The sequence below is a fragment of the Xylanimonas protaetiae genome (assembly GCF_004135385.1).
Lineage (GTDB): Bacteria > Actinomycetota > Actinomycetes > Actinomycetales > Cellulomonadaceae > Xylanimonas > Xylanimonas protaetiae.
This window is the reverse complement of record NZ_CP035493.1, coordinates 265,948-278,170: the sequence shown is the minus strand read 5'-3', so window position 1 is coordinate 278,170 and position 12,223 is coordinate 265,948. Positions and strand designations below refer to the sequence as shown.

The following is a 12,223-nucleotide window of genomic DNA, read 5'->3' as shown; positions in this document are numbered from 1 at the left end:
CGAAGGGAGCCGGCCGTGCAGCTGGCACCGAACCTCCACCGTGTCGGGAACGACCTCGTCGCCGCCTACGTGGTCGCGGACGACTCCGGCGTCACGCTCGTCGACGCCGGGCTCGCCGGCCAGCTCCGCGACCTCCGGCGCGAGCTCGCCGCCATGGGCCGCACGCTCGCCGACGTCCGCGGCGTCGTCCTGACGCACGGCGACACCGACCACATCGGCTTCGCCGAGCGGCTGCGGCGCGAGCACGGCGTCCCCGTGTTCGTCGGCGAGGCCGACGCCGCGCGCGCCCGCGGCGAGGAGTCGACCAAGCCGGCCTGGGGCCGGGTGCGCGTCGGCGCCGTCGCCCGCTTCCTCTGGTACGCCGCCCGCAAGGGCGGGCTGCGCACCACCTACCTGACCGAGGTCACGCCCGTGCACGACGGCGACGTGCTCGACCTGCCCGGCGCACCCCGGATCGTCGCGCTGCCGGGCCACTCGCCGGGCAGCGTCGCCGTCCACGTGCCCGCCGTCGACGCCGTGTTCGTCGGCGACGCGCTGACGACCCGGCACGTGCTCACGGGGGAGCCCGGACCGCAGCCCGCACCCTTCACCGACGACCCGGACGCCGCCCGCGCCTCGCACGCCCGGCTCGCGACGGTCGACGCCGCATGGGTGCTCCCCGGGCACGGCACCCCGTGGCACCGCGGGACGCGCGAGATCGCGGACGTGCTCGCGCGCTTCAGCGGCTGACGGGCACGTCCCGCTCGGGCACGCCGTCGTACGCGGCCAGCGGCCGGATCAGGGCGTTGTGCTCCTGCTGCTCGAGGACGTGCGCGGTCCAGCCGACGACGCGCGACGCCACGAACAGCGGCGTGAACGTCGGGGTGTCGAAGCCCATGAGGTGGTAGGCGGGGCCCGACGGGAAGTCGAGGTTGGGGTAGATGCCCTTGCGCTCGACGAACTCGCGCTCGAGGGCCTCGTAGAGGGCGAGCAGGTCGGGCCGGTCGTAGTGCTCGACGAGCGCCCCGAGCGCCGCCCGCATCGTGGGGACGCGCGAGTCGCCGTGCTTGTAGACGCGGTGCCCGAACCCCATGATCTTGCGGTGCTCCGCGAGCGCCGCGTCGAGCCACGGCCCGACGGCGTCGGCGGTGCCGATCTCGTCGAAGACGTGCATGACCATCTCGTTGGCGCCGCCGTGCAGCGGGCCCTTGAGGGCCCCGATCGCCCCGACGACGGCCGAGTGCAGGTCGCTGAGCGTCGACGCGATGACGCGCGCGGTGAACGTCGAGGCGTTGAAGGAGTGCTCGGCGTACAGGATCATCGACCGGTTGAACGCGTCGACCACCACGGGGTCGGGCAGCTCGCCGTGCGTCATCCACAGGAAGTTCTGCGCGTACGTGAGGGACTCGTCCGGCGGGACCGGGGCGAGGCCGTGCCGCCGGCGCTGCCCGTAGGCGACGATCGCGGGCAGCGCGGCGAACAGCCGCAGGGCGCGGGCCACGTTCTCCTCGCGCGTCGCGCCGCCCTCGTGCAGCGACTCGCCCTCGCCCTCGCGGGCGCCGATGACGCTCACGGCCGTGCGGATCTCGTCCATGGGGTGCGCGCCCGGCGGCAGGGCGTCGAGCGCGGCGCGGACGTCGTCGCGCAGCGGGCGGTGCGGGCGGCCGTTGACGCGCAGCCACTCGAGCTCGTCGTCGGTGGGCAGCTCGCCGTTCCACAGCAGCAGCGCGACGGCCTCGAAGGACTGCGTGTCGGCGAGCTGCTGGACGGGGTAGCCGCGGTAGAGCAGCGAGTTGGTGTCGGGGTTGACGCGGCTGATCGCGGTGGTGTCCGCGTAGACGCCCGCCAGGCCGGGGTGGATCTCGGGCTCGGTCCTCGGGTCGGACATGGGTGGTTCGGACATATGGCGGCGCTCCTTTGCGCGGGGCGTGTCGAGGGGGGCGGGTCAGGCGCTCAGGGGGCGGACGGGTCGCCCGCCGCGCGAGCGACGCCGTCGTCGAAGCCCGCGTAGCCGGCGTAGTCGAGCAGCTCGTAGAGCCTGGCCCGGGTCTGCATGGCGGGGACCTGCGACGCGAGCGAGCCCTCGGCGCGCAGGGCGTCGAGCGCCCGCTCGGCCGCGCCCATCGCCACGCGCAGCAGCGAGACGGGGTAGATGACGACGGCGACGCCGGCGTCGCGCAGCTGGTCGCGCGTGTACAGGGTGGTCTTGCCGAACTCGGTCATGTTCGCCAGCACGGGCACGCCGAGCGCCGCGAACCGCTCGTACTCGTCGAGGCCCGTGAGCGCCTCGGGGAAGAGGGCGTCGGCTCCGGCGTCGACGAGCGCCCGCGCCCGGTCCACGGCGGCGTCGAGCCCGAGCACGCCGCGCGCGTCGGTGCGGGCCATGACCAGCAGGTCGGGGTCGCGGCGCGCGCCGACCGCGGCGCGCACCCGCTGGAGCGCGACGACGTCGTCGACCACCTGCTTGCCGTCCAGGTGGCCGCAGCGCTTGGGGTTGACCTGGTCCTCGACATGGAGCCCCGCGACGCCCGCGTCCTCGAGCGTCTGCACCGTGCGGGCCATGCTCATGGCCTCGCCGAAGCCCGTGTCGGCGTCGACGAGCGCGGGCAGGTCCGTCATCCGGGCGATCTGGCCCGCGCGCGTCGCCACCTCGGTGAGGGTCGTGAGCCCGACGTCGGGCAGCCCCAGGTCGGCGGCGACGACGGCGCCCGAGACGTACACGCCGTCGAACCCCTTGTCCTGGATGAGCCGGGCCGCGAGCGGGTTGAACGCCCCGGGCAGCTCGAGCAGCTCGCCGGAGCGCAGGCGCGCGCGCAGGGCGCGGCGCTTGGCCGACGGCGTCAGCGTGGAGTACAGCATCGGCTCCTCCTCAGCGCGCTTTCGATGTCGTCGTTGGTTGCGGTATGAGCGCCAGAACGCAACGAAGTACGACAGCGAAACGTCGGGGCGGCATCAGAAGATGCCCCGCGTCGTCGGGGCGCTCGCCGCCGGGTCCACCAGCGGCGTCACCGTCAGGCCCGCCAGCTCCTCCGGGCGCAGCTCCGGCAGGCGCTCCGCGAGGGCGAGGAACCGGTCGACCTCCTCGTCCGCGAGCACCCCGTCGGCCAGCGTGCGCAGCTTGCGCACGTAGTCCGCGCGGGCGAACGGTCGGGCGCCCAGCGGGTGCGCGTCCGCCACCGCGATCTCCGCCGTGACCGTCTCGCCGCTCGTCAGCACGATCTCCGCGCGCCCCCCGAACGCCTTCTGCGCCGGGTCCGTCGCGTGGTAGCGGCGGGTCCACTCGGGGTCCTCCGCCGTCGAGATCTTGTGCCACAGCGCCACCGTGTCGGGCCGCGCCGCGCGCTCCGGCGCGTACGACGTGACGTGGTGCCACGCCCCGTCCTGGAGCGCCACCGCCACGATGTACGGGATCGAGTGGTCGAGCGTCTCGCGCGACGCACCTGGGTCGTACTTCTGCGGGTCGCCCGCCCCCGAGCCGATGACGACGTGCGTGTGGTGCGACGTGTGCAGCACGACCCGGTCGACGTTCGCCGGGTCGCGCAGCTCGGGGCGCTCGCGGCCCAGCCGCCGCGCGAGGTCGATCCAGGCCTGCGCCTGGTACTCGGCCGAGTGCTCCTTCGTGTACGTGTCGAGGATCGCGGTGCGGTCCTCGCCCGGCCCCGGCAGCGCGACGTCGTACGCGCCCTCCGGCCCGTCGAGCAGCCACGCGATGACGCCGTCCTCGCCCTCGTAGATGGGCGCCGGGCTGGTCTGCCCGCGCATCGCCCGGTCCACGGCCTCGACGGCGGCCTTGCCCGCGAACGCCGGCGCGTACGCCTTCCACGTGGAGATCTCGCCCTTGCGCGACTGGCGGGTCGCCGTCGTCGTGTGCAGGGCCTGGGCGACCGCCTGGGCGATCGTCCCGGCGTCGAGGCCCAGCAGGGTGCCCAGCCCGGCCGCCGCCGACGGCCCGAGGTGCGCGACGTGGTCGATCTTGTGCGCGTGCAGCGAGATCGCACGCACCAGGTCCACCTGCACCTCGTACCCCGTCGCGATGCCCCGCACGAGCGACTCCCCGTCGAGGCCGCAGTGCTGGGCCACCGCGACGAGCGGCGGGATGTTGTCGCCCGGGTGCGAGTACTCCGCGGCGAGGAACGTGTCGTGGTAGTCGAGCTCGCGCACCGCGACCCCGTTGGCCCACGCGGCCCACTCGGGGCTGGTGCGTCGCGGGCTCCCGAGCACCGTGGCCCCGCCGCCGCCCGACGACGGCGCGTGCGCCTCCGCCTGGGCCCGTGCGGCCAGCACGGGTGCGCGCCCCAGGCTCGCCGTCGCGACGGCCGCGTTGTCGATGACCCGGTTGACCACCATGGCGACGACGTCGTCGGTCGGCTCGACGTGCTCGGCGGCGACCTCCGCGATGCGCCACGCGAGCTGCTTCTCGCGGGGCAGCTTCTCGTCGCTGCGGTGCACACGGACGTGGTGGGTGATCATGCGGCGGGTCCTCCGGGGCCTGACGACGGTGTCGGGACTCCGTGCAGGCTACCCCCGCCGCACCCCGTGCCGGGCACGGGTCCGAGGTCAGCCCTGGCCGCGCGCGTCCAGGGCGAGGTTCAGGGTCACGACGTCGACGCGCGGCTCCCCGACGAAGCCCAGGTCGCGGCCCGACGTCGCGTCGGCGACGTACGCCCGCACGTCGTCCTGCGACATCCCGCGCGCCGCCGCCACGCGCGCGACCTGCACCTCCGCGTACGCGGGGCTGATGTGCGGGTCCAGCCCGGAGCCCGACGCCGTCACGGCGTCGGCCGGCACGTCCGCCTCGGGCACGCCGTTGAACGCGGCCACGGCCGCGCGCCGCTCGGCGACCGAGGCCACCAGGCCGGCGTCCTCGGGGCCGAGGTTGGAGCCCGACGACGCCGTCGCGTCGTACCCGTCCCCGGCGGCCGAGGGGCGCGGCTGGAAGTACCGGGGGAGCGGCTCCCCGTCGTCGTCGGCGAAGGACTGGCCGAGCAGGGCGGACCCCCGGACGTCGCCGGCGGCGTCGCGGACCAGCGACCCGGCGGCCTGCGACGGGAACGCGACGCGCCCGATGCCCCACACGACCGCGGGGTACGCCACGCCGAGCACGAGGGTCAGCACGAGCGTGAGCCGCACGGCGGTCCACAGGGAGCGGGCGAGGCGGGAGGAACGCATCAGTACCCCGGGAAGAGCGAGACGACGAGGTCGATGAGCTTGATGCACACGGCCGGGAACACGATGCCGCCGACGCCGTACCAGAGCAGGTTGCGGCTCAGCGCCTTGCCCAGGTCGGCCGTGCGGTACGGCACGCCCACCATGGCGAGCGGGATGAGCACCCCGATGACGACGACGGAGAAGATCAGCGTCGAGATCACCGCGGACGCCGGCGAGCTGAGCCGCAGCACGTTGAGCGCGTCCAGCCCGGGGAACGTGCCGACGAACAGCACGGGGAACAGGGCGAAGTACCGCACCAGGTCGTTGGCGATGTTGAACGTGGTCAGCGCGCCGCGCGTGGCCATGGAGCGGCGGCCGATCTCGATGATCTCGACGAGCCTGGTGGGGTCGTCGTCGAGCACCACGACGTTCGCCGCCTCCCGGGCGGCGGCCGTCGCGGAGTTCATCGCGACGCCGACGTCGGCCTGGGCGAGCGCGGGGGCGTCGTTGGTGCCGTCGCCGCTCATCGCGACGAAGTGGCCCCCGGCCTGCTCGGCCTTGATGAGCGCGAGCTTGGCCTCGGGCGTGGCGTCGCCGAGATAGTCGTCGACGCCGGCCTCCGCGGCGATGGCCTGGGCAGTCAGCGGGTTGTCGCCCGTGACCATGACCGTGCGGACGCCGAGCGAGCGCAGCTGGGCGAACCGCGCGGCCGCGCCCGTCTTGACGACGTCCTTGAAGTGGATGACGCCCAGCACGTGACCCGGCACGTCCGGCGCCTTGACGGCCACGACCATCGGGGTGCCGCCCGTGCGGGCGATCGCCGACGTCTCGGCCTGCAGCGCCGCGACGACGCCGCGCGGCTGCTGGTGCCCGGCGTGCTTGAGCCACGCGAGCACGGCGGACTCGGCGCCCTTGCGGACCATGGTCCCGTCGGGCAGGTCGACGCCGGAGAGGCGGGTCTGCGCCGAGAACGGGACGGCGCGCCCGACGCCGGGGGCGGCGTCGGGCATGAGGGTGCCGGCGCGGGCGAGGTCGAGCGTGGACCGGCCCTCCGTGGTGGGGTCGTCGAGCGAGGCGAGCACGGCCGCGCGCACGAGGGCGTGCTGCGTGGCGTCGCCGACGGGCACGAAGCGCGCCGCGCGCCGGTCGCCCTGCGTGATGGTGCCCGTCTTGTCGAGCAGCACCGTGGTGATGTCGCCCGCGGTCTCGAGCGCCTTGGACGACGAGACCAGCACGTTGGACCGCAGCAGGCGGTACATGCCGGCGATGCCCGTCACGGAGAGCAGCGCGGCGATCTCGGTGGGGATGAGCGCGGCCACGAGCGCCGCGAGGATCGGGATGGACACGGGCGCGGCGACGGGGGAGGCGGCCGCGTCGAGCGTCAGCGCGATGAGCAGGAACGAGATCGTGAAGCTCGCCAGCAGCGCCATGAGGGCGAGCTCGTTGGGCGACTTCTGCCGGCGGGCGCCCTCGGCGAGCGCGATCATCTGGTCCACGCGCGTGTCGCCGCGCGGCACGGTCACGCGGCACACCACGCGGTCCGACAGGACGCGCGTGCCGCCCGTGATGCCCGAGCGGTCGCCGCCGGACTCGCGGATGACGGGCGCGGACTCGCCCGTGATCGCCGACTCGTCGATCGACGCGATGCCCCAGACGACCTCGCCGTCGGCGGGCACCGTGTCGCCCTCGACGCAGACGACGACGTCGCCCGGCCGCAGCTCCGCGGAGCTCACGACGTCGACGGCGCAGTGCTGCGCGGCGGCGTCGGCGAGCCGGTCGTAGCGGCGGACGCGTCGGGCGGTCGTGGTGGCCTGCGCGGCGCGCAACCCCGCGGTCTGGGCGCGGCCGCGGCCCTCGGCCAGCGCCTCGGCGACGTTGGCCGTGTACAGCGTGAGCCACATCCAGGCGGCCGCCGCCCCGTGGAAGCCGGTCGGCAGGTCGCCGCCGCCGGACGTCGGCGTCGTCCCCGTGACGAGCTCCCACAGGGCGTAGACGGTGGCGACGAGCGCGCACGCCTCGACGACCATGAGCACCGGATTGCGCCACTGGACGCGCGGGTCGCACTTGCGCAGGGCGTCGAGCAGGACCCTCATCGGCCCACCCCCTCGGCGAGCGGGCCGAGCATGAGGTACGGCAGGAACATCGGCAGGGCGACGAACAGCACGACCGCCACGAGCAGCCCCGCGAACTGCGGGCGGTGCACGGGCAGCTCCACCGACGCCGACGTCGTGGGCTCCTGGCGGGCGAACGACCCCGCGAGCGCGAGAGCGAGCGCGATGGGCAGGAACCGCCCGAGCAGGATGAGGACGGCGAGCGACGTGTTGAGCCAGGGCGTGTTCGCGGACAGCCCCGCGAAGGCCGAGCCGTTGTTGATCGCCGCCGAGACGAACGCGTAGATGACCTCGGACAGCCCGTGGGCGCCCTCGTTGCCCATGCCGGCCACGATCCCGGCGCGCACCGACGGGATGCCGAGGCTCACCGCCAGGCCGCCGAGCGCGAGCACGGGCATGACGAGGATGAACAGGCTGACGAGCTTGAGCTCGCGCACCCCGAGCCGCTTGCCCAGGTACACCGGCGCCCGCCCCAGCAGCAGCGCCGCGAGGAACACCGCGATGACCACCATGACGAGGATCGCGTGGATGCCCGACCCCGCCCCGCCCGGCGCGACCTCTCCCATCATCATGTTGAGCAGCAGCATCAGGCCGCCGAGCGCCGTGTACGAGCCGTGCATGGAGTTGGCCGCGCCGCCCGTGGTGCCCGACGTCGCGGTGCCGAAGAGCGTCGACCCGACGACGCCGAAGCGCTGCTCCTTGCCCTCCAGGGCACCGCCCGCGAGCTGCGGGGCGGTGCCGGCCCCGGCGAGCTCGAACGCCGTGAGGGCCACGTACACGAGCAGGAACAGCGCGACCATCGTCCACAGCAGCACGCGCCCGGCGCGGTGGTCGCCCACCATGGTGCCCAGCGTGCGCGTGAGGCACACGGGGATGACGAGCAGCAGGAACACCTGGAAGAGGTTCGTCCACGGCGTCGGGTTCTCGAACGGGTGCGCGCTGTTGGCGTTGAAGAAGCCGCCGCCGTTGGTGCCGAGCATCTTGATCGCCTCCTGCGAGGCGACGGGCCCGCCGGGGATGCTCTGCGTCCCGCCCGCGACGGTCGTGACGTCGGTGAACCCGCCCCAGCTCTGGATCACCCCGCCTGCCAGGAGCACGACGGCGGTGACGAGCGCCATCGGCAGCAGGATGCGGGTGACGGACCGGACGAGGTCCACCCAGAAGCTGCCGACCGTGCCCGTGGCGTGCGCGGCGAGCCCGCGGACCAGCGCGACGGCCACGGCCATGCTCACGGCCGCCGAGAGGAACATCTGCACCCCGAGCCCCGCGGCCTGCACGGTGTACCCGACGGTCTGCTCGGGGGAGTAGGACTGCCAGTTGGTGTTGGCCACGAAGCTCACGGCGGTGTTGAACGCGAGGTCGGGCGCGATGCTCGGCAGGCCAAGGCTGTACGGGAGCAGGTGCTGGGCGCGCTGGAGCGCGTACAGCAGCACGATGCCCACCGCGGAGAAGAGCAGGATCGCGCGCAGGTAGGCCTGCCACGTCTGCGTGCCCGCGGGGTTCACGCCCGCGACCCGGTAGAGGAGCCGTTCGGGCCGGGTGTGCGTCTCCGACGTGTAGACGTGGGCCATCCAGTCGCCCAGCGGCCGGTACGCCAGCGCGAGCACCAGGACGAGCGTCGCGAGGTTCGCCGCGGCGAGCGCCCAGCCCGTCATCAGAACTTCTCCGGGCGGCACAGCCAGACGAACGCGTAGACGACGGCCGCGACTCCGGCGACGACGGCGAGCACGCCCAGGACGGTCACAGCTTCGTCAGCGCCTTCCCGAACGCCCCGACGAGGGCGAGCAGCGCGACGACGAGAACCAGGTACGCCAGGTCGAGCACGTTCCCCTCCGGCGGACGCCACCGGGCCACCGTGACCCGATGGGAGGGGAGCCTACCGAGGCCCCTGGGGAGGCAGGCGCCTGGCCCTCAACGATCGGTGCGGAGGGGCGCGCTCACACCAGCGCGGCCTCCCGGCGGGCCGCCCGCTCCGCCTCGACGCGGTCCGTCGTGCGGACGCGCACCCAGACGAACAGCGCGACCAGCTGGAGCGAGTACAGCACCACCAGCGTCAGGTAGAGGTACTGCGCGCCGGGGCCGTCGAGGAAGAACGACGAGATCTGGTTGCCGACCAGGCCCGCGGCCGCCCACGCGCTGAGGATCAGGCCGTGCACGGTGGAGAGCCGGGAGATGCCCCAGTTCTGGTGGAGGACGTTCGGGATGCAGGCGAAGCCGACGCCGAACATGAACTGGATCACGATGACCAGGCCGAACGTGACGGTGATCGAGTCGGCGAACAGGGCGGCGAACGCGGTCGCGGCGATCGAGACGATCGTCATGACGTAGAACGGCTGGTGCTTGTTCGCCGTCCGGTCCTGGTAGGCGCCCAGCGCGACGCGCCCGATGACGTTGCTCGCCGCGGTGACCATGACGAAGAGCAGGATCATGCCCATCGCCGTCTGGCCGGCGGCGTTGTAGAGCTGCTTCTCGTGGCTGATGAGCGCCAGGCCGCCGGTGATGTTGAGGAAGAAGACGATCCACAGGAAGACGAACTTCTTCGACAGGACGACCGACCTGACCGAGAACGTGGCCGTGGCGACGGACTTCTCGGCCTCCATGTCCTCCTGCGACGCCGGCGGGCGCCACAGGAGCCGGGCGGCGGCGAACAGGCCGACGCCGAAGATCGCGGCGAGCGCGTAGAACGCCGTGTAGACCGCCAGGCGGTCGAGCAGGAACGCGACGAGGGGGTTGATGAGCACGCCGGACACGCCGAACGCGGCGATCGAGAGCCCTGCGGCGAGGCCCTTGCGCTTGTCGAACCAGATCATCATCGTCTTGACCGGCGTGATGTACCCGAGGCCCAGGCCGATGCCCTGGATGACGCCGAAGCCGAGGATCGTGACGAGCGCCGAGCGCGTCTGGATGCCGAACCCGGTGACGAACCAGCCGAGCGTGACCATCACGAAGGTCCAGAACGCCGACCGGCGGGGGTTCTTCTCGACGAGCTTGCCGCCGAACGCGGCCGACATGCCGAGCACGAAGATGGCGATGGAGAAGCTCCACGACGTCACCGCCGGGCCGAAGCCCGTGTGCGCCCAGATGTCCGCCTTGAACAGGGTCCAGCAGTAGACGGAGCCGATCGCAAAGTTGATCAGCGCCATCGGCAGGACGCCGTTGAGGTACTTGTTCTTCGCCACCGTTCAACGTTACGGAGAGCGGGCCTCCGACCTGACCAGATGGCTCGTTGCGGCGCCGGTTTCGGCGCGCAACCGGAGGGCCGGGCTCAGGCCGCGTGGCGCCGCGAGCGCAGCGCGAAGAACGCTCCCGCGCCGAGGGCTCCGACGCCGGCGGCGCCGAGCCCGACCGCCAGCGCGGCGGGAAGCCCGGCGGGGTCGCCGGCGGCCCCGGCGTCGACGACGGCATCCGTGGCGGCGTCGGTGGTCGCGGGCTCGGGCGCCGCGGGCTCGGGCGTCGCGACGTCGACGCCGAGCGGGGCGATCGCGGGCGCGACGGACTGCTCGGGCACGCCGGAGCGTGCGGGGGCGTCCGCGACACGGCCGGAGTCGTCGAGCCGCAGCGGCTCGTGCGCGCTGACGACGGGGTCGGCGGTCCACGCCGAGGCCTGCGAGAACCCGACGCCCGCGAGGACGACGAGGCCGAGCGACGCGGTGGCGACGGACCGGCGGCGGTCGCGGCGGCGGCGTCCCGTGGACACGACCCGGGAGGTGTCGACGTCGATGGTCGGCGCGGCGGCGGCGAGCCGGCTGAGGGTCGCGACGAGGGCGTCGTCGTGGGCGGTCATGGCGTCCTCCTTGCTGTGCCGTCGTGCTGTGCCGTACCGGGGTGCGGGGAGCGGGCGGCGTCGTCGGCGGACTCGAGCACCGCGCGGAGCTGCGCGAGGCCGCGCGACGAGGTCGACTTGATGGTGCCGAGCGAGACGCCGAGGTCGTGGGCGACCTCCTGCTCGCTCAGGCCGATGAGGTGGCGCAGCACGACGATGCGTCGCTGCCGCGGGGTCAGGGTGGCCAGGGCGCGCACCAGCCGGTCGCGGTCGATCACGGCGTGCTCGCCGCTCTCGGCCGTGCCGTCCGGCAGGGCGGGCGGGTCGTAGGACCGCTCGCGCTGCCGCTTGACCTTGTCGTTGAGCCGGCGCCCGACCAGGACCCGGCGCGCGTAGGCGTGCGGGTCGCGGGAGCGGACCTTGTGCCACGCGAGGAAGGTGCGGGTCAGCGCCTCCTGGACGAGCTCCTCGGCCTGGTGCTCGTCGCCCGTGAGGAGCCACGCGGTGTGCGCGAGGCCCGGCGAGGCGTCGGCCATGAAGGCCGCGAACTCGTCGTCGGTGGTGGTGGGCACGGTGGGTCCGCTCGGGGGCGCGTCGAGGTGCGGCCGGTCGACCGCGACTCCCATTGTCATCGACACTCCCGCGGGTGTGGCGCGGCGGGGTGCGACGGCGTGGCCGTCGCACCCCGCCGGGCGGTCACGTCAGGCCTTGGCCTTGCGGGCGCGCAGGCCCAGGCCGGCACCGGCGCCGACGACGGCGACGCCACCGGCGGCGATCGCGACGATCGCGGCGGTCGGCAGGCCGCCGCCCACCTCGGCGGAGATCGGGGCGATCTCGAGGGAGACGGGCTCGGCGTCCTCGGTCAGCGGGTCGATGCCGCGGCGGTTCAGCTCCGAGCGGTCGACGACGTCGACGTCGCGGTCGACGACGTTGCCGTCCTCGTCGATGAACTCGACGTCGGACTGGACGTCGGCGTCGGCGTCGTCGAGGTCGAGGGAGAGCGGGGCGATGCCCAGCTCGTCGTGCACGGGGTTGGTCTCGACCTCTTCGCCTTCGACGTGCGCGATGGCAGCGGCGGAGGGAGCGAGAGCGACGGACGCGGCCACGGGCACGACGGCGAAGGCGCCGGCGAGCAGTGCCGCACTGATACGGGGGAGGCGGTTCTTCGTCATGACCATGAAGTTACGGACTCTTTGCCGAGCGTCCTAACCCGGGCGCGGCA

General features: G+C 73.8%; 11 protein-coding genes. 1 reads left to right on the top strand and 10 read right to left on the bottom strand.

Annotation, left to right across the window (positions count from 1 at the left end; genetic code table 11):
* Positions 1-15: 15 nt before the first annotated feature.
* Positions 16-729 (top strand): MBL fold metallo-hydrolase, encoded by a 714-nt coding sequence (locus ET471_RS01250; RefSeq protein ID WP_129186244.1) that lies wholly within the window; start codon positions 16-18, stop codon positions 727-729.
* On the opposite strand, the gene ET471_RS01245 is transcribed toward ET471_RS01250, so the two are convergent.
* The 10 genes from ET471_RS01245 to ET471_RS01195 all read right to left on the bottom strand — a co-directional run bounded on the left by ET471_RS01245 (position 719) and on the right by ET471_RS01195 (position 12,173).
* A complete protein-coding gene (locus ET471_RS01245; RefSeq protein WP_129186243.1) occupies positions 719-1,867 on the bottom strand; it encodes a bifunctional 2-methylcitrate synthase/citrate synthase in 1,149 nt (382 codons plus the stop codon). The genes ET471_RS01250 and ET471_RS01245 overlap by 11 nt on opposite strands.
* A 65-nt stretch (positions 1,868-1,932) precedes the next feature.
* Complete coding sequence (gene prpB, locus ET471_RS01240) at positions 1,933-2,838, bottom strand: methylisocitrate lyase (protein WP_129186242.1); 906 nt, start codon at positions 2,836-2,838, stop codon at positions 1,933-1,935.
* 93 nt (positions 2,839-2,931) lie between these two features.
* A complete protein-coding gene (locus ET471_RS01235; RefSeq protein WP_129186241.1) occupies positions 2,932-4,449 on the bottom strand; it encodes an MmgE/PrpD family protein in 1,518 nt (505 codons plus the stop codon).
* An 87-nt stretch (positions 4,450-4,536) separates the two neighbouring features.
* Complete coding sequence (gene kdpC, locus ET471_RS01230; RefSeq protein WP_129186240.1) at positions 4,537-5,148, bottom strand: potassium-transporting ATPase subunit KdpC; 612 nt, start codon at positions 5,146-5,148, stop codon at positions 4,537-4,539.
* Positions 5,148-7,220, bottom strand: coding sequence for a potassium-transporting ATPase subunit KdpB (gene kdpB / locus ET471_RS01225; protein ID WP_129186239.1), 2,073 nt, complete (start codon positions 7,218-7,220; stop codon positions 5,148-5,150). Before kdpB ends, kdpC begins: the two co-directional genes overlap by 1 nt.
* Complete coding sequence (kdpA, locus tag ET471_RS01220) at positions 7,217-8,893, bottom strand: potassium-transporting ATPase subunit KdpA (protein ID WP_129186238.1); 1,677 nt, start codon at positions 8,891-8,893, stop codon at positions 7,217-7,219. Before kdpA ends, kdpB begins: the two co-directional genes overlap by 4 nt.
* Positions 8,894-9,175: 282 nt before the next feature.
* Positions 9,176-10,417 carry an MFS transporter gene (locus ET471_RS01210; protein WP_129186236.1) on the bottom strand — a complete coding sequence of 414 codons (1,242 nt, stop codon included), beginning with the start codon at positions 10,415-10,417 and terminating at the stop codon, positions 9,176-9,178.
* An 86-nt stretch (positions 10,418-10,503) separates the two neighbouring features.
* Positions 10,504-11,022: a hypothetical protein gene (locus ET471_RS01205; protein WP_129186235.1), complete on the bottom strand. Its 519-nt coding sequence runs from the start codon at positions 11,020-11,022 to the stop codon at positions 10,504-10,506.
* Positions 11,019-11,633 (bottom strand): SigE family RNA polymerase sigma factor, encoded by a 615-nt coding sequence (locus tag ET471_RS01200; RefSeq protein WP_242496363.1) that lies wholly within the window; start codon positions 11,631-11,633, stop codon positions 11,019-11,021. Before ET471_RS01200 ends, ET471_RS01205 begins: the two co-directional genes overlap by 4 nt.
* Before the next feature lie 69 nt (positions 11,634-11,702).
* Positions 11,703-12,173: a hypothetical protein gene (locus ET471_RS01195; protein ID WP_129186234.1), complete on the bottom strand. Its 471-nt coding sequence runs from the start codon at positions 12,171-12,173 to the stop codon at positions 11,703-11,705.
* Between the last annotated feature and the right edge of the window lie 50 nt (positions 12,174-12,223).